Source organism: Actinosynnema pretiosum (genome assembly GCF_024171695.1).
GTDB lineage: Bacteria > Actinomycetota > Actinomycetes > Mycobacteriales > Pseudonocardiaceae > Actinosynnema > Actinosynnema pretiosum.
Genome location: NZ_JAMTCF010000006.1, coordinates 1 through 20,815 on the forward strand (window position 1 = coordinate 1; position 20,815 = coordinate 20,815).

Genomic DNA, 20,815 nt, shown 5'->3' on the forward strand with positions numbered 1-20,815 from the left:
CGGTGTCCGGTTCGACCGGCCGGGACCGGGACGACCGGCGACCAGACCGAGGCGGGTGATCGCGGACAAGGGCTACTCCAGCCGCGCCATCCGCTCCTACCTGCGCAGACGCCGCATCCCGGCCACCATCCCGGAACGCCGCGACCAGAGGGCCAACCGGCTGCGCCGAGGCCGGGCCGGCGGACGCCCGCCGACCTTCGACCGCGCCGCCTACAAGCGTCGCAACGTGGTGGAACGCTGCTTCAACCGGCTCAAGCAGTTCCGCGCCATCGCCACCCGCTTCGACAAGACCGCCGTGTCCTATCGAGGCATGCTCGACCTGGCCACGCTGCTCATCTGGCTTTGAGGACAGGCCCTAGCCCGCGTCCTGGTGCGCCAGGACCCGCAGCAGACCTTGGACCTGCTGGAGCGGGCGCTCGTGTTCGACCCGCACAACGACCTGCTCTACCGGGACATCATGCGGGTGCAGGACCGTCTCGGCCGGGCAGACGCCATCCCGCGCACCTTGGCCCTGTTGACCACCCGGCTCGCCGAGCTCGGCGAGCAGCCGACACGAGAGACCCTCGACTTGGCCACCCGGTTGCTTCAGCGTCACACGGCTGAGAGCACGCCTTACTCGGGTCAAGCTCTTGAGACATGACGGAAAAGTTCTTTCAGGCTTCGACAACCGGGAGAATAATACTCTTTCATGTTTTTGCGATCACGTTTCACGATGCTATCGTGCAGGACGGCGGTTTTAGACAAAAGTTTCTTTCGGCAAACTGAGGTCCCACAAAGAGAAAGGTCCCCAGTCAGACGCGACAAGTTCCAGCAAACCGCAGCCGTGAAGTCACCAAGAAGAGAGGACCAAGGAAGGCGATCCCGGTGAAACCGGGCTCCACTCTGCTTACCAGAGCACTCACCGAAGGGTAATCGAGCCCTCCTCAACGCCAGTACAACGACCAGCCCCGCACATGGGGATCCCCTTGAGGATCCTCCGGAGGGACAGGTTAGAGCACCACCCCCGCCACCTTGCACAAGCACAGGAAAGCACCCACGCAAGAGGATCCGCTGGTCACCCAGACTCGCTTGACCGCAAGCAGGTGGGGACATCGGGGGGCGGTGCTGGACTTACCCAATCGCACCCGTCCAAACTTCCCACTTCACACCCTTGGGACTTTTCACCCCATTTCGCTTGCCACTTCATTTCCACTGGCATCAGTTTGTTTTAACAACACGCCCATCAAGCTCCACCCCCTCTTGCGCCACCAGTAAGAACTCGCCCCCAAACCCTCTTTCCGACATGCCGTCAAATCGCTCAAATTCCACCAAAATTGCCGACTAAAGAGTCTTTAAAAAGGCCCCGAAAACCATTGCGAACCGCCCGCCGCAGAGTCATAATTAAATGGCACCAGGGAAATGGAACCCACAACGAATACCACCCCCGGCGTGAGCCATGTCAAAAACGCGAGCAAAAGGAAACCGCCATGTCCGCACCCATTCCACCCGACCCGACCACCGCGACCGCCCCGGACGGGGACGACGACGGGACAGCTCACCGGTTGGGCAGCGGGGCGTTGCGGGCGATGGTCGCCCGGGTCCTGTTCGACCAGGACAGGACGCCGTTGAGCGCGGGCCAGATCGCCACCAGGACCGGCAGGTCGTCGGGGGCGATCGGGAACGCGTTGAAGAAGTTGGCGGAACAGGGCGCGGCGGAGGTGGTGTCGATCTCGCCGCTGACCTACCGGTCGACCGGGTCGACCCTGGCCGCCGCGACGCCCCCGGTCCGGTCGCGTCCGGGGAGGTCCGGTGGTCGGGGTAGGCCGTCGCACCTGGTCACCGGTCCGGTGTCGCGTCCGAACGGGACCGCCTACCACCCCCGGACGTTGGCGGGGTTGCCGGATGTGACGGTGTTGCGGCGGTTGCGCGACGCGGGGGTTCCCGCGTTGTTGTACGGGCCGCCGGGCACGGGCAAGACGTCGATGGTCGAGGCGGCGTTCCCGGACTGCCTGACGGTGCAGGGCGACGGTGACACGGTGGTGGCCGACCTGGTGGGCGACTACACCAGGACCCCGGCCGGGGAGTTCGTGTTCGTGCACGGGCCGCTGGTGCGGGCGATGCGTGAGGGTGTGCCGTTGTTCGTGGACGACGCGACCCTGATCCCGCCGACGGTGTTGGCGGTGGTGTACCCGGCGATGGACGGCCGGCGTCAGATCGTGATCAAGGCCAACGGCGGTGAGGTGGTCGACGCCGCGCCGGGGTTCTACGTGGTGGCCGGGCACAACCCCGGCGTGCACGGCGCGGTGCTCTCGGACGCGCTGGCGTCGCGGTTCTCGTTGCAGGTGCGGGTGTCCACGGACTACGCCCTGGCCACCGGGTTGGGCGTGGACGACAAGGCGGTGCGGGTGGCGCGCAACCTGTTCCACCGGCAGGGCCGGGGCGAGGTGGGGTGGGCACCGCAACTGCGCGAGTTGCTGGCGTTCCAGAAGATCGCGGCCGTGCTCGGGATCGAGGCGGCCGTCGCGAACCTGGTCGGCGTCGCGCCGGAGGAGGACCGCGCGGTGGTGGCCGCCGTGGCGCGCGACGCGTTCGGTCAGGAGATCGAACCGCTGGCACTGGGTGCCCGGATCACCCCCGCCAGGCCCTGACCCCGTTGACCGTCCGGAAAGGACACACGCCATGACCGTGCACTACGCCGCCGACCCGTCCGCCACCGGTCCCGCCGTGTTCCCGGCGGGGGCGGCCTGGCTGACCCTGTCCGCCGCGCTGGCCGACCAGACCCCGGTGATCGCCGACCGCGAGGACCTGCTGGTCAGCATCGCGCCCGGCGCGGGCGGTGGCACCGCGTGCTTCTACCCGGCCCGCGCGCTGATCGAGATCAACGGCGACCACCTGGGGGTGGACCCGGCCACCGTGGACCCGGCGGACATCGGGGACAGGGCGCGGTACGCGCCGACGTGGGGCGCGCTGGTGCACGAGTGCGGGCACGCCCGGCACAGCGTGTGGGACCCGCCGCCGGGCACCCCGGCGGGGGTGGCCGGGGCCGCCGACCTGTTGGAGGAGCCCCGGATGGAGGCCGCGCAGGTGCGCCGCCGCCCGGACGACCGGCACTGGTTGCGTGCGTGCGCGCGGGCGATCGTGGCCGCCGACCTGCACCTGTTCGCGGACCCGGCCACCGCCCCGCAGATGACCCGGCGTGACGCCGCGACGACGGCGACCCTGCTGGTGGGGCGGGCGGACGCCGGGATCCTCACCCGCGCCGAGGTCGCCGCGTTGGTCGATGTGGCGCGGGATGTGGTGGGGGCAAAGGACTACGGGCGGCTTGAGCGGGTGTGGCGGGCGGCGTTGCGGGTGGCGGACGACGACGCCGACACCATGATCGATCTGGGGCGGCAGTGGTGCGGGATCGTCGGGGTGGACCCCGACACCGGGCGGCCGGACCCTGGCACGACGCCGGGTTCCGCCGGGGCCCCTGCACCGCCCGGTGGTGTCGGTGTGCCGTCGGTGCTGGCCGGTGTGGTCGCCGCCGTGCTGGACGGGGTCGCGGCGAACGCCGCGCGCGAGGTGCCGCCCCTGGACCCGGCGGCGGTCGCCGCCGCCGCGACCGGGCGGGAGAAGGCCGCCGCCGACGCGGCCCGCCGGGTGGCCAAGCGGGTCTTCGGTCGTGGTGGTGTCCGTGACGGGCGCACGTCCTTGCGGGGCACCAGGAAGCCCACCGACGGCGAGCGCATGGCCGCCCGCGTGCTGGGGCGGGCGCTGGACACCGCCGGGGTGCGGGAGCGGGTGGCGGTGCGCACCGGTTCGGAGATGCCGCCGGGGCGGGTGCGGATGCGCGGGGTGCGCGCCGCCGAGGCCCAACGCGCCGCCGGGGCGGTGGTGACCGCCGAGCAGTTCACCCGCGTGACCCGCCGCGTGGTGCCGGTGCCGCCGTTGCGTCTGGGGGTGGCGTGCGATGTGTCCGGGACGATGGGGTCGGTGCGTGATCACGTGGCGTCGGCGGCGTGGGTGTTGGCCGAGGCCGTCCACCACACCAGGGTTCCCGCGCAGGCCGCGACGGTGATCTTCGGGCATCACGTGCGCCCGCTCACCGGCCCCGGTGACCGTCCCCCGGTGGTCACGCAGTTCGACGCCGACGACAACTGGGAGGACATCCCCGGTGCGGTGGACGCGGTGGACGGGGTCCTGGGGCTGTCCCGTCCCGGCGCGGCCCGGCTGCTGGTGGTGATCTCCGACGGCGACTTTCGGCCGGTGCCGCGTCGGGACGGGCAGGACCGGATCGACCGGTTGCGCGCCACCGGGTGCGCGGTGCTGTGGCTGACCACGCACACCGACGACACCCCGCTGGCCGGGGTGAGCGTGCACCTGTTGACCGACCCGGCCACCACCGCCACGGCCATCGGCCGCGCCGCCACCGCCGCCCTGCGCGCCGCCGCCCACTGACCACACCACCGGTTCGGGGGCGGGCACCCGCCCCCGAACCCCCGCCCCGCACGACGACCACGACGACCACGACGACCACGACGAGGTGATCACCATGAGCCGAACCCGACGGACCTTCGCCGACGAACTGCGGGCGGACCCCACCAGCCGACCGTCCGCACCACCGGCCATCCCCCCCGCGACCCGTCTGCCCCTACCCGGCGGTGGTCCTGGTCCCCGCACGGTCGGACGCGGTGCCGATGCGCCCGCCTACGGGCGCGTGGGGGCTGCTCGTGACCGAGGCGCGCGGCACAGCCGCCCTCGGGGACCCGATCCGGTTCACCGCCGACCCGCCCGAGGCCGACCCGGAGCACGTCGACACCACGGACCTGCTGGGCGGGACGTGGCTGCCCGCGCCGCCACCGGCCGACCGGCACGAGGGGGACCTCGTGCTGCGCCTGCACCCACCGGCCGACCACGCCCCCGACCGCGTCGACGTCGAGGTCCTGACCGCCGACCGGGGACGGTGGCACGCCGTGTGCCGGCGGGAGGCGTCGGGGTCGCGCTGGCCGCACCACGTGGCGGCGGACGTGCTGCTGCACATGCGCATCCTGGCCGACAGCGCCCTGCGGCGAGCCGAGTGGATCGCGGCCACCCAGATCTGCGCCTGCCTGCCGGGTCTGGCACCGGGACCGGTCCCCGAACCGGGTCCCCGGCCGGTCGGTGACGCGTTGGCCGCGCTGATCGAGGCGGGCCTGGTCGTGATCGGCGACGAGATCGCCTTCGACGGGCACACCGCGACCGTGCGCGCCGGCGGCATGGTCCGCCACGGGGAGCGGGAGTTCGACGTGTCCACCGTGAACGCGTTGGCCGGCGAGATCGCCGGCCACCCGGTCAACGGCTGGCACGCCTGGCGACACCTGCGCACCGGCCGCCTCCTGGCCGACCTGCGCGAGGCGCTCACCACCCGCTGACACCGGCTCGTGCCGCCCTGCGCCCCGTTCCCCACCGGGCCACCCCGGCGACGACGACAACGAGGGGACTGCCATGACGGGAACCCACCGGACACTCCTGGACGAACTGCGCGACGCCCACACCCCGCCCCCGCCACGGCGACCACCACCCCCGCTCTGCCCCTCCCCGGCGATCGCCCTGGTGCCCGCGTCCCCTGAGACCGTGCCCGTGCGGATGCCGGAGGACGCCTGGGGGTTGGTGGTGATCGGGGCGCGGGCCATCGACACCGACGCCCCGGCCGATCCCGAACTCGTGGACGCCGCCGACCTGTTGGCCGGGGTGTGGCTGCCGGAACAGCCGCCCGCCGACGTGCATTCTGGGGACCTGGTGGTGCGCCTGCACCCGCCCGCCGACGGCGCGGCCGACCGGGTCGACGTGGAGGTCCTGGCCGCGCACTCGGGGGCGTGGCACACCATGCACCGGCGCGAGTCGCTGGGCGTGCGGTGGCCGCACCACCTGATCGAGGCGGTGCTGTGGCACATGCGCGGGCTCAACCTCGGGGCTTTCCTGCACGCCCGGTGGATCGCGGTCGTGCACCACGCCGCCACCCTGCCCCCGGCGCAGGCCGCCGCGCTGCTGCGGATCGCCGCGGGTAAAGAGTCGTGCCGGTCGGCGCGCGACGCGTTGTCCGACCTGGTCGGGGCCGGGTTGGTCACGGTCGGCGACACGGTCCGGCGCGGTGGGCGCACCGCCATCGTGACCGAGGGCGGCGTGCTGCGGTACGGACCGGGCCCCTACGAGGTCTCCACGGTCAACGAACTGGCCGGGGAGGTCGAGGGGTGCCTGGCCAACGGCTGGTACCTGTGGCGACGTGTGCGCGACGACCGCCCCCTGGCCGCCCTGCGCACCGAACTGATCACCGGCTGAAGCACAGCAGCCTGCCCTCCTCTCCCCACCCCGCCGGGTCCTGTCAGCACCACCGACAGCGGCACCACGCCGCCAGACCCCCGAGGGGAAAGACATGTCCCTGAACGAATCCCACCACGCCGAGCTGATAGCAGGCATCCCCGCCCTGCTCGGGCACCACCCGCGTGACCGGGTCGTGGTGCTCGCGCTCTACAGCCCGGCCGTGCGCGTCCTGAGCAGCGACCTGGGCGCGCTCACCACGACACCGGACATGGCCGACGAGATCATCACGCACCTCGGGAACGACCCGGCCGACCACGTGTTCATCGTCGTGGTCACCGACCGGCACGACGACGACACCCTGCCCGAGGTCGCCCTGGTGGAACGGATCGACACGGCGATCCGGAACCGGCTGGGCACACACCCCGTGGCACTGTGGACGCCGAAGGTCACCACCGGCGCGTCGTGGGCGCGCTACCCCGATCCCCGCCCCTGCGGGGTGCTGCCCGCCCCGGACTCCACCGTGGTGGCCGCGCAGATGGTCGCCAGGGGGATGTCCGTGCTGCCCGACCTCGACGCGGTGCGCGCTTTGGTGGCCCCCGACCCCGACGAGGCGGTGGACAGGCGCGCGGCGATCCTGGACCGCATCAGCACCGACAACGACCGGGGCCGGTGGCACTCCACCACCCCCGGTTGCGCCGCGCTGCCCGTCGACGAGGCCAGGATCGCCCTGGTGCACCACCACGTGGCCGCCACCCCGGCCCGACAACGCCCCCTCACCGACGAGGAGGTCGCCGAGCTGGCCTTCGCTTTGGCCGACCACAGCGTGCGCGACGCCTGCATGGCCTACGCCCTGGGCGTGCAGGCGGCCGACGCGGAGCGGTTGTGGTGCGAGCTGCTGCGCGCCTGCCCGATGCCCGAGGCCGCCGAGGCGGCGGTGCTGCTGGCCGTGTTCGCCTACCTGCGCGGGGAGGGCGTGCTGGCCTACGAGGCCCTGGAGCGCGTGCGGTTCTGCCACCGGTTGGTCGAACTGCTGCGCGTCTACATCCGCGACGGGCACTCGCCCGCCCGGCTGTGGGGGGCGATCGACATGCTCACGACCACCGAGGAGCACCAGCCCACCGGAACCTGACCCACACCCCGGACAGCACCACACCACCAGCGGCCACCACGTGGCCGCTGGTCGGCTCTGCGCGCAACCCCGCCCCCGGACGCGGCTGTGCCCGTGGCGGCGAACCACCACGGGCACCGACCAACCGACCTACCAGGGGGCCTACCGGCCCCGCCCTGTCGCCCCGTCCGCTTCCTGCGCGGCCAGCGCGTACCGCTTGGGCTTGTCGCTGGTGCGCGTCACCACCCCGGCGGCGACCAGCTTCTCCAGCGCGTTGTGCACCGCGCCCGCCGACCGGTTCAGCACCTTCCCGATCGCGGTCGGACCGAACTCACCGGCGTTGTCCCGCAGGTGGTCCTCGACCATCCCGCGCAACGCCCCCGGTGCCAACCGCCCCACCACGCCACCGACACCCACCGGCACGGCCACCACCGGTGCCACCGGGGTCCCCTCCACGGCCGCGCCGTCATCCTGCGGGGCGTCGTCCTGGTGGTCGATGTCGTCCGGTCCGCCGTCGTCCTGCGGGGCGGGGGTGGGCGGGACGTCGTCCTGCAGCACCTCGTCCTGGGGCACGTCGATGCCGTCGACCGCCTCGGGAACGTCGTCCGGGACGACGGCCGACCAGTGGTCCGGGGTGCGTCGTCCACCGGCGATCCCGCCGGAGATCCGGCTCACCCGACCCTGATCGTGCAAGCGGACGAGGGCCTTACGCGCGGTGGAGCCACCGATCCCGGCGGCCAGCGCGATCTGAGCTGAGCTGCTGCGGGGCATGTCGACCAGCGTCAACCAGACCTTCTCATCGGTGTCGTTTTCCTTGGTGTCAGTGGAGAGGGACATGACCGCCTCGCTTTCCGAGCGTGCGGGTTGTCATGCCCCGGCCGGAGCCGTGGCCCCCGGTGCGCATCCGGTGGTGTCGGGCCACACCACTATGGACGCTTCCTTCACCGGGTGAAGTCAAGCGGAATGCCAAACAATCTTGTGGACGGTGGAAGCGGCAGAAAACCTTTACGCCACAACGGTGATCGACCACCACGCTGGCCGGTGTTCACACGGGCGGGGTCAGCGCTGTCAATCGCCGCAGTTGAACCCGGAACCTGTCGGGCGTGCTCTCGCTCAACGCCGCGGTGAGATCGTCGAGCAGGTCCCAGTAGGGCCACTTGTCCTGCCAGTCCAGCGGGATCGACGCCACCCGCACGGCGCACATGCGCACCGCCAGCCGCGTCCGTATGACGGTGTGCTCCCCCTCGTAGGCGGGCACCTCCCACAATCCGCTCGCCGCAGGCAGCTCCGCGAGCAACGCGGTGTGCGCTTCCCGCGCGGTGTCACGCCGGCCCCGCTCGGTGCCTCGCGCCCGCACGTGGTCGGCGCCCACCTGCAAAGCGGCGGCGACCAGCGCGACCACCCCGGTCTTGACGACCTCCTTGAGCACCGACTCGCCCACGGCGAACGCCCCCGAGGCCGCCGAGGCGAGGGCGACGACCCCAAGCAGGACGAACCTGGACAGCAAGGCCAGCAACCGATCGAGCAACGAGTGGTCCTTGGTGACCACCACCTGCCGCAACTGCTCCCGCAGCCACGTGATCTGCTCGAGCGCCCGCTGCCGTTGGGGCGGGTCGATGCTGCCGTGACGGGCCAACGAGGCCAGCACGCCCTCGACGCGCTCCGGCGGCAGGTCGAGGAACTCGCCCACCTCGGCCCAGGGGAGCGCGGTGATCGCGGACACCGCGACCAGGTGCGGCATGGCCTCCCGCACGCGGCGTCGTGACCTGCCCCGGCCGGTCCGGCGCACGTAGTCCTCCGCGCTGTCCAACAGCACGTCGAGATCGCGCACGACCTCGACGAGCGCGCTGGAGGCGAGCTGCACGTCGCCGCGGGCACGCGCCGCCGCCCGCCCCTCCTCGTGGTAGAGGAGGAGTTCGAGCACGGGAGGCACGGCGGCCGAGGTCTGCTCCTGCTGGCGCTGCGGCCGTGCGACCACGGCGCCGTCGTCCTCGTGGTGCGCGGCGAGCTGCTCCGCGCTCTGCCGCGCCTGAGCGACGACCGCAGTCTCGTCCTGCCGTTTCCGCTGGCGGCCGTCGTCGCGCCGGAAGGGGGTGGAGAAGCTCATCTCACTCCTCTCGCTGCACCCCCAGGCTACGGACCGGCGTTCCGGCTCGGAGGCGAACGCGTCGAACGGCGCGCAGGCGGCCCTGCCGGAGGGAACTGCGGCTAACCCAGCCCGGTCGGACGGGTCGCCCCGGCGTAGTCGTCACCGGGGTACCGGTACCGGTCGACCTGCACCGGCTGGCCGAACGTCGGCGCGTTCACCATCAACCCCGCCCCGACGTACAGCCCCACGTGGTGGATGGCCCCAGGGGTGCCGTAGAAGACCAGGTCACCGGGCAACAACGCCTCGCCCGGCGGCACGAGCGGCCCCGCGTCGAACTGCTGCTGGGCCGTGCGCGGCAGTCCGATCCCGGCCGCGCCGTAGGCGGCCTTGACCAGCCCCGAGCAGTCGAACCCGGCGTGCCCGTGCTCCGGCCCGTCACCGCCCCACACGTACGGCAGCCCCCGCTGGGCGCACGCGTACCGGACGGCGTCCACCGCAGCCGGTGTTCGTGGCGGCTCGCCGCCGCAGCCGGTTCCGGCAGTCCGCGCGTACTCGGCGGCATGGTCGAGTACCAGGTCGACGTACCAGTCGGCGTGGTTGTACGCGAACACCGCCGCCCTCAGGTCACCGCGCCCGGCCCCGCTGTCGCACAGGTAGAACGCCGCCGCGTGCACCGCGTCGTGCGGGTCGTACCGCGACGGCGGCGACGCGCCACCGGCCGGGAGCCGGTGCTGGGCCACCACCCCCGCGAAAGTCGCGGCGAGGAACTGCATCGGCCCACCGGCACCAGCGAAGTTCTCGCCGCTGTGCACCCCCGGTAGTGGGGCGCGGCCGTGGTCGCTCTCGACCTTGCCGACCGCCGCGAGCACGCTCCAGTCCAAGCCCGGACAGCTCGACGCCGCGCTGCCGTAGAGCAGGCAGTACTCAGCCGGGATGTCCGCGACCGAAGAGGCGCAGTCCGCCACCCCGCCCGTCGAGCCGCCGAACATCCCGTCCACCACCGCCGCCACCGACTGGCCGATCAGCAGCACCACCAGAAGCAACCCCGCTGCCGCGCTCAGCGCGACCTTGGTGAGCACGGGATCACGGCCTTTCCCGCCGCACGTGCCCGACCTCGTCCTGCGACCTCGCGGAAGTCGGCGGCATCGGCGAGGGCGCCGCTGGTCGCGCGGACTCGGGGAGCGCTTCCCCGCTCGTGGTGATCTGCGGGGGCACCTGCGGCCAGGCGTCGAGCAGCCCCAGCAGGGTCCGCCTGCGGACGCCGTCCGCGAGGACGTCCACCGGCAACCAGACCTCGTCGGCGGGGCTGGGGTGCGCGTCGGCGGGGTTGAGGAGCTCCGCCGACGCGGTGGCGACCGGTACCGACCTCGGCGCCTCCAGCTCCGCCCAAGCTCGTGCCAGCAGCTTGCGGACGGTGGCCTCGCGCCGGGCGGTCGGGAGCCACACCAGCACGGGGGTGGTGATGCCGGTGGCCTGCGCCAGGGCGGCGTACGCGGTGAGCTTCCCCGCGACCTTGTCCAGCGGCTCGGTGCCGAAGTCGTACTCCAGGAACCACTCGATCTGCCACTGCTCGTCCCGCCAGCGGCCGTAGCCGTCGGGACGGACGAGGTCGCCGAAGTGGTGCGCGCAGCGCGCCTCGGACCACCAGGCCGCCAGCGCCGTGCACTCGCCCGCGCGGGGATGCCGGGCGCGGTCCACGAGCGCGGTGAACCACTCGTTCACCCCGACGGTGTGGGCCAGGCGCAGGCTGTGGGCCACGCTGAGGGCCCGGTCTCGGCGGTAGCCCAGCGCCTTGACGTCTACGCCGTCCTCTGCGGCGAGCACGGTGGCGCCCGCGGGGGCGAGGACGTAGTGCATGGGGGCGGTACCGATGGTGACGAACGGCTGGAAGCGGTCGACCACGCCCCACGTGTAGAGCTCGCGCATCCGCTGGCGCCCCGAGCGGGCCGAGGGGAACGCCGCGGCGACGATCTGGTGGGCGGTGAGCACGCGGTGCTCCCACAGCATCCGGGCGATCCACTTGTCGCGGGGTGTCAGGTGCCAGGCCAGCGCGGCTTGGTGCTCGGCGGTGTTGGCCTGGCGCGGCGTGGGCCGGGTGGCCAGGTGACCGCGCAGGGAGCGCTGCCGGGTCGGGTTGGTGATCATGTCGGGTTCCTCCGGTGGGTGCGGTCAGCTGCGGCGGGGGTCGGCGTTGCGCGCGGCGTGGTTCGCTCGGGCAGCGGGTCCTGGCAGGCCGGTCGACGAGGTCCCGACCCCGGTCGCGGCGGCCCGCGCCGCCTGCCGCGCGGCAGTCCGGATCTCCTTGGCACGGCCGGGGATCGCGGGTGGGAGCGGGTGGGTCAGAACGGTGCAGGGACGGGTCTGCTCGCCGTTCAGGACCAGCCGGGTGGCGACGTGGTACGCGTCCAGGTGCGCCAGGTCGTGCTCGGACAACTGCGGCGCGGTGTGGCGGGACAGCTCGCGGGCGTCTTCCGGCGAGGCGTTGAAGTAGACCTTGTTGCGCGCGTTGGTCGACAGCCCCTCGCGCAGTTCGCGGTGCAGCTGGCCGAGGTGCTGGTGGGCCAGCGTCATCGACAGCCGGAACCCGCGGGCCTCGGCGAGCATGTCCTCGATGGGGTAGGGCAGGTTCAGGAAGTTGTGGCACTCGTCGATCGTGATCCCGCAGTCCCGGCGCAGTCGTTGCGGGACGCGGGCGCGGCGGGTGGCGGCTTGCCAGGTGTTCGCGACCACCAGCGAGCCGACCAGCTTGGTGGTCTCCTCCCCCAGCGAGCCCTTGGGGATGCGCACCAGGCAGATCCCGCCGTCCAGCACTTCGCCCATGTCCACCGTCGACCTGCCACCCGCGATGGCGTCGCGGACGAACGGGCGCAGCAGGAAGGCGCGCAGCTTGTTCATCAGCGGGCTGACGACCTGGCTGCGGGTGGAGTCGCTGAGCTCCTCGTACCAGGTCCAGAAACCCCGCAGCACGGGGTCGCCGATGCCTGCGGTGAGCCGGTTGCGGAACGCGGTGTCGGCCAGCAGCTTCGGCAGGTCCCCCAGCGTGGCCACCCCCTCCTGGGCGCGCAGGGTGAGGCAGGCGGCGCGCATCAGGTCGTCGGTGCGCGGGCCCCAGAACGCGGAGTAGACCCGCCGGAACACGCTGACGAGGTTGTCCACGGTCAGGTCGGTCTCGCCGCCGTCCAAGGGGTTGAGGCAGGGCGGGCGCGACCGGCTGTCCGCGTCGAACAGCACCACCCGGTCGGCGGCCTCGCGCGGGAGACGGCACAGGACGTCGGTGACGAGGTCGCCCTTGGGGTCGATGAGGACGACCCCGCGCCCGGCGTCGACGTCGGCCAGGATCATGTTGCCGAGCAGGGTGCTCTTGCCCGACCCCGTCGCGCCCAGCACGTGCACGTGGTACCTGGCGTCCGCGACGCGCAGCGCCACCTCGCGCTGCTGGCCAGTGTCGCTGCGCCCGAGTGGTTTCGCCTGCGGTCCCGGTGTGGCGATCCCCGGTGGTGGGGCGACCGCTCGCGCTCCGGCTCGTTGGATGCCGGGGATCGCCGCGTCGGTGGGCAGGTGCGCCAGCCCGGCCAGCTCGGGCACCGAGAGCAGATCGCCCCGACCGAGCCTGCGTGAGGCGAGCACGTGCTCGGCGCGGCGCAGGTGGCGCCGGGTGTAGTGGTTGTGCTCGGTGTAGGAGGCGAAGGCGGAGGCCAGCGCGTGCGCCCGTCCCCGCCCTTTCTCGCTGGCTCGCCGCACCTCGTCCTTCGCGGCGTCGGCGGGCAGCAGGGTGGCGACGGCGTACCGGATGACGGTCTCGAACTGCGCCCCGCGCTGCTTGGCGACGATGGCGCGGTTCTGCGCCGAGTACTCGAGCGAGGTCTGCGGGTCGCTGTGCAGGGCGCCGGATCTCGTCCACCCCGAGGTCGAGCTCCGGGACCGACCGCTGGGGCCGGGGGTGATGGCGTCGAGCAGCTGGCCGACGATGCTGGGCGGGCCGCCGCGGTGGACTCGACGGGCGGCCAGCCTCGCCCGCTGCACCCGGCTGCCGGTGACCGGGCGGGCCAGGACCTGGACGCAGGCGTGCTCGTCGCGAGCGAGCCCGACCGGCGCCCCGAGCAGCGCGCGGATCGGGTCGGCGTCGAAGTCGGTGCGGATCGGCAGCGCCTCGTGGCGGGCCAGCCGGAGCTCACCGCCGAGCAGCACCCGTCGCTGGCCCTCATCGGGCTCGGGCAGCGAGGGCTCGGCGGGCCCGACACGGGTGTGGGCGCCGGGCCAGGCGGCCTCGACCGCGCGCTCGACCAGACCGGGCGGGATGACGCCGGGCACCCACAGCCGAATGGCCATGCCCGCTTCGGAGAACGCGTACTCGCAGGCCACGTGCGGCTGGCCGGTGAGCCGTCGCCGCCACGAGGGGCGCAGCAGGCCGACGAGGTTGGACCACAGCGCGGCGCCGCCCGCCGGGTCGACGGTCGGCGGCGCGAGCACGGTGACCTGGCGCGCGTCGGCGAGGAGCCGCTCGTGGCAGCGACGCGCCCACCAGCGCTTGCCCACCACGCTCCCCGCGACGAGCAGCGCGAGCACCGGGCCCGCGGTCGGTCCCCGCTCCAGCGCGAACTCGCGCACGCGGTCCAGCAGCACCAGGAGGACGCCGCCGGGATCGCTCAGGTACTCCTCCAACCACGCTGGGACTGCTGTCGGGGTGGGGCGTGACCGCATGACGGTGCCTCCGATGCGAAAGTCGCGGCTCTCAAGCCGCGTCGAGCGGGACCTGGTCGTCGGTGGAGAACTCGTCGAGGTCTTCGGCGCCCAGGTCGACGAACGCGGAGTCGTCCCGCTGCTCGTCACCCGCGTAGGCGGCGAGCTCGGCTGGGTCGCTGGTGACCAGGTAGTGCTCGGTCGGCGAGGCGATGCTCTGGAACGCCACCCGCTGCGTGCCTGCGGACAGCAGGCCCTGCCCGCGATCGGCGGACAGCAGGAACGCCCGCTCCCCGGCGGACAGGTCGAAGGCCCTTGCCACCTCGTCGACCACTTGCGGGGCCTGTCGCAGCAGCACCTGCGTCGCCGCGTTGGCGACGACCGCGCGGCCGAGGTCGGTGCCGAGGACGTCGGCGGTGTCCTGGGTGGCCACCGTCAGCCCGGCCCAGCACTTGCGGCTGGCCTTGGCCATGCGGAACAGGAACTCGGCTCCCGCCCGCTCCCGCATCAGCAGCCACGCCTCGTCCACCACGACCAGGCGGGGGCGGCGGACGGCCGGGTTGGAGACCCGGCGCCACACCGCGTTGAGCACCAGCAGCGTTCCGATGGACTTCAGCTCGTCGGCGAGGTCGCGCAGGCTGAACACGACCAGGTGTCCCTCGGCGCTGCCGCTGCTCGGGCCGTCGAACAGGGACTTGAAGGCCCCGTCGACGAACGGGTGCAGCCGGGCCGCGAGCTCGGCGGCGGCTTGCTCTCCGCCCTGCCCGGTGCGTGCGAGCTGGTCCCGCAGGGTGCGCAGCGTGGGTGAGGGGCGGGTCCAGGTGCGGGAGTCGGAGGTGATCCCGACCGACTGGTAGGTCGCCGCGATCGCCCGGTCCAGCGCCGCTCGCGTGGCGGCGTCCAGCTCCTCGCCCAGGAGCACGGCGACGACCGTGTGCAGGAACAGCGACTGGCGCAGCAGCGCGTCCTTGGGCGCCGTGCGCCGCCCGTCGGGCCGGGTGTGGACGGGCAGGTCGAAGGGGTTGAGGCGCACGTCGTGCGCGCCGAGGTGCACGTAGGTCCCGCCGACCGCCGCAGCCAGGCGGGCGTACTCGTCCTCCGGGTCGACGACGGCGATCTCGACGCCCCGGTACAGCGAGCGCAGCAGTTCCAGCTTCACCAGGTACGACTTGCCCGCGCCGCTGCGTCCCAGGACCACGCTGTTGTGGTTGTGCATCCCGTCGCCGAACCGGTCCCAGTGGACGAGCCCCTGGGACCCGAGGTTGTGGCCGTAGAGCACGCCGGTGGGCGCGGCGGTCGAGGTGGGGTCGGAGGCGGCCAGGTCCGGGCTGGTGAACGGGAACGCGGCGCCCAGCGCGGCGGTGTCGAACGTGCGCCTCATGCCGATCAGGTCAAGCCCCATCGGCAGGGTCGACACCCAGCCCTGCAGGGCCCGGTAGGTGGTGTGCTTGGCGTCCAGCAGCAGGCTCGCGCACAGCGCTCGCAGGGCAGCGACCTCGTCGGCCAGTGACTTCTCGCAGGTGGCGTGGACGGTCAGGTACAGCCCGACGCGGAAGAGCTTGCCCTCGCCTCGGGCGACCCGCGCGGACAGGTCGTGGGCGTCCTCGGTGGCGGCCTCGACCTGCGGGTCGAGCAGACGTCCGTGCTCGGCGGTGTGGCGGCGCCCGGCCTCCAGCTTGGCCAACTGCTTCCTCAACCGGCTGGCTGCGGTGGCCGGGTCGATGGGCTCGACGTACACCGCCACGTCCAGGCGTCCGGGGTAGGTCAGCAGCGGGGCCAACCAGCCGGGGTGCACCTCGCGGGGGAACCCGGTCACCGCGAAGCTCGCGACCCACTCTCCCCCGACCTCCAGGTGCCGGGCCGACACGGACAGGGCGTCCGGGGTGAACGCGGAGGCTCCCTGCCCGTCATGGGCGCGGCGCGCGCGGAAGACCATCAGGACCGCCTCCCCAGGTAGTCGTCCGGTTCCTCGGTCTCGTCGTCGAAGTCCTCGTCGCCCGCGTCGAAGGTCGTGATGACCTCGTCGGCGCCCGCCAGCACGGCCGAGGTCGGCAGCAACCGGTCCGGGTTGCACGCTGCGGCGAGGACGGCCGTGGCCTGCCCCGCGTCCAGCGGCGCGACCACGATCCCGGCCGGGGCCAGCAGCTCGACCGCCTCGCCGAGGCGGCGGACCAGTCGTGCCTCCGCTGCCCGCCGAGCGCCTGGGTCAGCTTGCGCGGCGGCCCGCTCGCGCCGCCTGCCCACCAGCGAGCTGAGCACCGCCAGCGGTCCAGGGCCACCAAGCCCGTCGGTCGGTGCCGCGGCGTCCAGCGGCTCGCGCAGCACGAGCAGCACCTGGCGGCGCAGCAGCTCGCACTGCTGGTCCAGCTCGGCGAGGAAGTCGGCGTGCTCGCGCGCGGCGGCCTCCAGCGCCGGGTGCGGCAGCGCCCCCGCGCACTCCCGGAGCTCGGTGATCTGGGCCGAGAGGTCCAACTGCTCCGTGCGGACCAGGATCTGCACCGGGGCGGTGAGCGAGTGCAGGTAGCGGCTGAACGTGGCCACCAGCGCTTCCTGCTCGGCCGGTGTGCGCAGCGCGAAGGACACCGTGGAGGCGACCGCGACCACCGCCAGGCCGTCGCCCGCCAGATCCACCACTCCGGTCTCGGTGACCGCTTCCGCCGGGAGGCGCAGCGCCGACGGCGACACCTCCTCACCGCCGGTGGCGCGGGGGCGGTCGTCGGGCTGTCCGGCTTCCCCGTGGCGAGCGTTCCGGGTAAGCCAGACCGGCGCGGCCCGCACGCCCTCCGGCGCGGCGACCCGATGACGCGGGGCGAGGCGCTGGCGGATCGCGGCCACGAGCAGCAGGTCGAGCGGGAGCCCGTCCTTGCGCCCCAGCGCGATCGCTGCGGCGGCAGCGGCCACGGGGAGCACGAGCACCAGGAGCACCTGGACGGGCAGGAACGAGCGGGTGGTGAACCAGAACAGGTAGAGCACTGCGGCGGCGCTGGCCAGGATGGCGAGCTGGCGAGCGGTCAGCGGGCCGAGGACTCGGTCGTGCATGTCGACGTCGGCCGGGATGCGAACGGGTGCGGTCATGACCTACCCCTGGGCTTGGGACGTGATGGCGGTGGTGGAGGCGCGGGCGGCTTGGGCAGGTCCAGCGGAAGCCGCTGCTGCCGTCCCGGAGGCGGGGCGGCGCGACGTCCGGCGGGAGCTGGCGGTGCGGGAGCGGGGCGCGGGGCGGGTGCCTTCTGGAGCCCGTCGAGCGGGAGCGGGTACTGGCCGTCGCGACCGGGTCGGTTGTTCTTGTAAGGATCGAAGGGCAGCTCGGGCTGGACCGCGCGCCGTGCTCGCGGCGGTGTCGGGGTGGGCGGGGGCTGAGGTGCGGCGGGGCGCTTCGCCTTGACCAGGCCGTCGAACGGCAGCGGGTACTGGCCTGACCGGTCCGGGCGGTTGCCCTGGTACGGGTCGAACGGCAGCGGGAGCTGCCTGCCGACGCGACGTTTGCGCTGGGATGGCGTGGCGTCCGGAGGGGTTCCCGGCACGGACTTGACCGGCGGCACCCGCTGGACGTCGAAGGGAAGCCGGTACTGGCCATCGCGTCCGAGGACCGGCTTGTTCTCCGGCCAGTCGGACCCCAGCGGCAGCACCAGCTGGCGCCCCTGGGCAGGTGACGGTTTCGCTGCGGCGGCGGGGCTTCGGCGAGTGGTGGCACGGGTGCGTCGCAGCCCTTGGAGGGGAAGCACGTACTGCCCGTCGGCGGTGGTGCGCGCGGCGGCGTACGGGTCGGGCGGACCGCTGCGGACGCTGCTCTTCCGGCTAGCCGCAGGACGAGGTGTGGCGCCCTTGCCGCCCTTGCGCGTAAGCAGCCCGAAGGTCTTGTAGGCGACGACGGCACGGGTCAAGGACCCGACCAGCCCCCTGCCGCCACCGAACAGGGAGGCCAGCACCCAGAACGGGATCTTGAACAGGACGTACATCAGCCCGAGGGCGACGAGCAGGTTGACCAGACCGGTCATGGTCGGGGCGAGCAAGGTGAACCCGCCGGGGGCGAGGAACACCTTGATGGCGGTGATCAGGGTCAAGCTCTGGCCGAGCTGGATGGCCAGGCAACCGGCGTAGGCCCGCCACCACCAGTAGGCCACGCCCTCGGTCTGCGGGGTGGCGTGGAGCATCAGCGCCAGGGGTGCGCCCGCCAGCAGGACGATGGTCAGCAGGACCCGCACCACGTAGGTGGCGAGGACCGCCACGAGCATCCCGGCGAAGAAGATGCCGGTGAAGACGACCCAGAGCGGACCGTTGAACGACCCGAGCACCAGGTTGCGCAGCATCTCGCCCGCGGAGTCGGCGTCGACCCCGTCGCCGATGATCGCGCCGACCAAGGCGTTGGCCACCGCGATGCCCTGCGTGCCCACCCACAGCGACAGCGCCCCGGCGAAGAATCCGAGCACCAGGCGCGGCGCGAACTCCTTGATCGAGTACCGGGTCTGAATGCTCTGGTAGCCCATCACGAGTACGCCCGCGACCACCACGAGCAGCCCGTAGCAGAGCAGGAGGATCTGCCAGGAGTTGTTCCACAGCTCGCCGACCCTCGGCAGCGAGTCCGGCATCGGGGTGGTGAGCAGCGAGGTGGACAGCAGGTCGAGCAGCGGGTTGAGCGCCTCGGTGACGAGCCCACGGAAGAAGGAGTTGATGGCCCCGGTGACGCAGGCGGCGATGTCGGTGATCCCGCACTCGTCCTCGTCCGGCGCGTCCTCACCTGGAGGCGTGGCGCCGGGCGTCGTCGGTGGCGCGGTGGTGCTCGGCTGGGGGATGCAGCCCAACCCGGAACACGGAGGCGAACTGGGTGGTGGTTGCTCTCCCGGTGTCGTGGCCAACCGCCGAGCGACCTGGGGCGGGTCACCGGGCTCGGCGGACGCGAGGTGGGCGCCGTTGGCCAGCAGGACGAGCAGGCTGGAGGCGAGCACCACCAGCACCCGGCCGAGCGGCGCGGTTGTTGTCGGCGGGCGCATCTCAAGCCCCGACCAGGCCCTTGAGGACCGTGACCACCAGCGGGGCCAGCGCGGCGAGCGCGTAACCGAACCCGGCTGCTTTGAATGCCTCCTTCGCTTTCTCCTGCTCGCCGGGGTCGCCGCCGCCGAACACCCGGCGGACGCCGCCGATCGTCAAGAACACGGTCGCCAGCGCGGCGAGGATTCCCATCAGCCAGTTGCGTACGTTGCCGAGGACCTCCTCGACGCTGCCCGCGATCGCCAGCACAGTGGGTGTCGCGTGCGCAGTCCTCTCGGATGTGAGGAGCACCAGCAGGACAAGGCCGAGGAGCATCAGCGCGCGGTGCCTCGAGGTGGGGCTCGGCGTGCGGGCAGGAAGGTGGGGCGCCACCCGGTGGTGCGGCGGGCAGGCGGTCGGCTGGTGGCGGAGAAGCTGGTTCAGGCGCATCGCGGCGCTCCCGGAGTAGAGCCCGAAGGCCGCTGTGGCAGCTCGGGCGAGGAGGTGGTGTGCGCGGAGGCGGGCGACGTCCCTGCGCACCCCTGAACTCCGGGAAATCCGTTCGCGGGGGACAGTCCGATTGCGACGTGACGCGACTTCGAACCGGTTGCGGAGCGTGACTTCCTGGTGCGGCGTGGACCGCGCTTGGTGGCCTCCGTGATGAGCACCGCGTTGACCACCTGGTCCACCAGGTCGGTTCCACCCGGCTCGGCCGTGCCGTCGGGGGAAGCGCTGTCGAGCAGGTAGTCGACCAGCCTGCGCTCGGCGCGCTGGCGCGCTTTCTTCACCGCCTGGTAGGTCATCCCGCGCAGGGCCGCAGCGTCCACGAGTGGCACGTCCTCGAGACGGGTGGAGCCGATGAGCTCGGCTTCGGGAGCGGTGATGACGCCCTCCGCGACCGCGCGGGCGAGCACGAAGTCGGGGTGCCCCCACGGACGCGAGGGAGCGGTCGCTCGAACACCGTGACCACACGGTGTCGGGGCGTCCAGCGCCTCGCGCACCGCCGCGTGCCCGGCCCGGTACGCGGCCCACCGCAACCGCAGCATGATGCGCGGGCGGTGCAGGTCGACCTGGCCGAGTTCTGCGACGAATCCGCTCAGCACCGCGGCGTGGACGTCGCGGGAGTCGCCCGCGAACTTGGCCGACAACGTGGCCGCGATCGAGAGCAGCGCGGGCAGCGCGACCCCGACGGCGCCGACCGTCCACGTGCCGCCCTGCGCGCGGGAGAGCAGCACCAGGTGTGCCCACACCTGGTCGCGCACCGACTGCGGGCAGCGTCGGTGCAGCAGCCGGTCGCGCAACTCGTCCAGCGGCACCTGTCGTACGGGCATACCGGGGAACAGCCGCCCGTCCACCGACACCGGGGACGGCCCTGTCACCAGCCACTCGAACGCCGACCGGGCGATGTCCAGCGGCATCCCAGCACGCTCGAAACCGGAATGCGGAAAAACCTCGCGCGAACTCATGGAACGCCTCCTGGCCGAGTCGATCGGAATTGACTCGACCAGTGAGGCAAATCAGGTATTGCCAACCGGTCACCAAACAGGTACCGCGCGATTACCGGACACGCACCACACCCACACGAAGATCACCGGAAGTGGCCATGAGCAGGGGATACCTGGTGACGCGACGGGCATCACGTGCCGAGCAAGCCGCCGGGGGCGAACAACGTAATTGCAGCTTCCTCGCGCCGAGGAAGCTGCTGACCA

17 protein-coding genes are annotated in these 20,815 nt (G+C 72.6%); 7 read left to right on the top strand and 10 right to left on the bottom strand.

Translation table 11 applies throughout. From position 1 onward, the window contains the following. The 7 genes from LV78_RS13395 to LV78_RS13425 form a co-directional block, all read left to right on the top strand. Positions 1 to 346 (top strand): transposase (locus LV78_RS13395; RefSeq protein WP_253845584.1); only part of this gene is annotated, 346 nt, incomplete at its 5' end. A gap of 24 nt (positions 347 to 370) precedes the next feature. Next, on the top strand, positions 371 to 640 hold the full coding sequence (locus LV78_RS13400; protein WP_253845585.1) for an AfsR/SARP family transcriptional regulator: 270 nt from the start codon (positions 371 to 373) through the stop codon (positions 638 to 640). An 826-nt stretch (positions 641 to 1,466) separates the two neighbouring features. After that, positions 1,467 to 2,627: an AAA family ATPase gene (locus tag LV78_RS13405; RefSeq protein ID WP_253845586.1), complete on the top strand. Its 1,161-nt coding sequence runs from the start codon at positions 1,467 to 1,469 to the stop codon at positions 2,625 to 2,627. A 31-nt stretch (positions 2,628 to 2,658) separates the two neighbouring features. Then, the gene (locus LV78_RS13410; protein ID WP_253845587.1) at positions 2,659 to 4,419 is read left to right on the top strand and encodes a hypothetical protein; all 1,761 of its coding nucleotides are present in this window, start codon (positions 2,659 to 2,661) and stop codon (positions 4,417 to 4,419) included. A 239-nt stretch (positions 4,420 to 4,658) separates the two neighbouring features. Continuing rightward, a complete protein-coding gene (locus LV78_RS13415) occupies positions 4,659 to 5,372 on the top strand; it encodes a hypothetical protein (RefSeq protein WP_253845588.1) in 714 nt (237 codons plus the stop codon). A gap of 73 nt (positions 5,373 to 5,445) precedes the next feature. Then, the gene (locus tag LV78_RS13420) at positions 5,446 to 6,279 is read left to right on the top strand and encodes a hypothetical protein (protein WP_253845589.1); all 834 of its coding nucleotides are present in this window, start codon (positions 5,446 to 5,448) and stop codon (positions 6,277 to 6,279) included. A 94-nt stretch (positions 6,280 to 6,373) separates the two neighbouring features. Beyond that, complete coding sequence (locus LV78_RS13425) at positions 6,374 to 7,390, top strand: DUF4192 domain-containing protein (RefSeq protein ID WP_253845590.1); 1,017 nt, start codon at positions 6,374 to 6,376, stop codon at positions 7,388 to 7,390. Positions 7,391 to 7,531: 141 nt separating this feature from the next. On the opposite strand, the gene LV78_RS13430 is transcribed toward LV78_RS13425, so the two are convergent. The 10 genes from LV78_RS13430 to LV78_RS13475 all read right to left on the bottom strand — a co-directional run bounded on the left by LV78_RS13430 (position 7,532) and on the right by LV78_RS13475 (position 20,524). After that, positions 7,532 to 8,206, bottom strand: a complete 675-nt coding sequence (locus tag LV78_RS13430) for a helix-turn-helix domain-containing protein (protein ID WP_253845591.1) — start codon at positions 8,204 to 8,206, stop codon at positions 7,532 to 7,534. 208 nt (positions 8,207 to 8,414) lie between these two features. Then, the gene (locus LV78_RS13435; protein ID WP_253845592.1) at positions 8,415 to 9,476 is read right to left on the bottom strand and encodes a hypothetical protein; all 1,062 of its coding nucleotides are present in this window, start codon (positions 9,474 to 9,476) and stop codon (positions 8,415 to 8,417) included. 101 nt (positions 9,477 to 9,577) lie between these two features. Beyond that, positions 9,578 to 10,537 carry a C40 family peptidase gene (locus tag LV78_RS13440; protein WP_253845593.1) on the bottom strand — a complete coding sequence of 320 codons (960 nt, stop codon included), beginning with the start codon at positions 10,535 to 10,537 and terminating at the stop codon, positions 9,578 to 9,580. A 4-nt stretch (positions 10,538 to 10,541) separates the two neighbouring features. After that, positions 10,542 to 11,603: a replication-relaxation family protein gene (locus LV78_RS13445; RefSeq protein ID WP_253845594.1), complete on the bottom strand. Its 1,062-nt coding sequence runs from the start codon at positions 11,601 to 11,603 to the stop codon at positions 10,542 to 10,544. Positions 11,604 to 11,627: 24 nt separating this feature from the next. Continuing rightward, positions 11,628 to 14,159, bottom strand: coding sequence for a type IV secretory system conjugative DNA transfer family protein (locus tag LV78_RS13450; RefSeq protein ID WP_253845595.1), 2,532 nt, complete (start codon positions 14,157 to 14,159; stop codon positions 11,628 to 11,630). Positions 14,160 to 14,190: 31 nt separating this feature from the next. Continuing rightward, on the bottom strand, positions 14,191 to 16,074 hold the full coding sequence (locus LV78_RS13455; protein ID WP_253845596.1) for a VirB4 family type IV secretion system protein: 1,884 nt from the start codon (positions 16,072 to 16,074) through the stop codon (positions 14,191 to 14,193). Next, entirely contained in the window at positions 16,074 to 17,213 is a 1,140-nt protein-coding gene (locus LV78_RS13460) for a PrgI family protein (protein WP_253845597.1), read from the bottom strand. The genes LV78_RS13455 and LV78_RS13460 overlap by 1 nt, the downstream gene beginning before the upstream one ends. Beyond that, complete coding sequence (locus LV78_RS13465; RefSeq protein ID WP_253845598.1) at positions 17,210 to 19,129, bottom strand: TrbL/VirB6 family protein; 1,920 nt, start codon at positions 19,127 to 19,129, stop codon at positions 17,210 to 17,212. The genes LV78_RS13460 and LV78_RS13465 overlap by 4 nt, the downstream gene beginning before the upstream one ends. Before the next feature lies 1 nt (position 19,130). Continuing rightward, a complete protein-coding gene (locus LV78_RS13470) occupies positions 19,131 to 19,556 on the bottom strand; it encodes a pilin (protein WP_308208709.1) in 426 nt (141 codons plus the stop codon). Then, a complete protein-coding gene (locus LV78_RS13475) occupies positions 19,547 to 20,524 on the bottom strand; it encodes a hypothetical protein (RefSeq protein ID WP_253845599.1) in 978 nt (325 codons plus the stop codon). Before LV78_RS13475 ends, LV78_RS13470 begins: the two co-directional genes overlap by 10 nt. Positions 20,525 to 20,815: the final 291 nt, after the last annotated feature.

Coding starts and splice junctions, on each gene's coding strand:
- LV78_RS13415 (WP_253845588.1), top strand. CDS start 4,659: ATGCGCCCGCCTACGGGCGCGTGGGGGCTGCTCGTGACCGAGGCGCGC.
- LV78_RS13430 (WP_253845591.1), bottom strand. CDS start 8,206: ATGTCCCTCTCCACTGACACCAAGGAAAACGACACCGATGAGAAGGTC.
- LV78_RS13445 (WP_253845594.1), bottom strand. CDS start 11,603: ATGATCACCAACCCGACCCGGCAGCGCTCCCTGCGCGGTCACCTGGCC.
- LV78_RS13470 (WP_308208709.1), bottom strand. CDS start 19,556: ATGCGCCTGAACCAGCTTCTCCGCCACCAGCCGACCGCCTGCCCGCCG.
- LV78_RS13465 (WP_253845598.1), bottom strand. CDS start 19,129: ATGCGCCCGCCGACAACAACCGCGCCGCTCGGCCGGGTGCTGGTGGTG.
- LV78_RS13410 (WP_253845587.1), top strand. CDS start 2,659: ATGACCGTGCACTACGCCGCCGACCCGTCCGCCACCGGTCCCGCCGTG.
- LV78_RS13460 (WP_253845597.1), bottom strand. CDS start 17,213: ATGACCGCACCCGTTCGCATCCCGGCCGACGTCGACATGCACGACCGA.
- LV78_RS13455 (WP_253845596.1), bottom strand. CDS start 16,074: ATGGTCTTCCGCGCGCGCCGCGCCCATGACGGGCAGGGAGCCTCCGCG.
- LV78_RS13475 (WP_253845599.1), bottom strand. CDS start 20,524: ATGCCGCTGGACATCGCCCGGTCGGCGTTCGAGTGGCTGGTGACAGGG.
- LV78_RS13420 (WP_253845589.1), top strand. CDS start 5,446: ATGACGGGAACCCACCGGACACTCCTGGACGAACTGCGCGACGCCCAC.
- LV78_RS13450 (WP_253845595.1), bottom strand. CDS start 14,159: ATGCGGTCACGCCCCACCCCGACAGCAGTCCCAGCGTGGTTGGAGGAG.
- LV78_RS13435 (WP_253845592.1), bottom strand. CDS start 9,476: ATGAGCTTCTCCACCCCCTTCCGGCGCGACGACGGCCGCCAGCGGAAA.
- LV78_RS13405 (WP_253845586.1), top strand. CDS start 1,467: ATGTCCGCACCCATTCCACCCGACCCGACCACCGCGACCGCCCCGGAC.
- LV78_RS13425 (WP_253845590.1), top strand. CDS start 6,374: ATGTCCCTGAACGAATCCCACCACGCCGAGCTGATAGCAGGCATCCCC.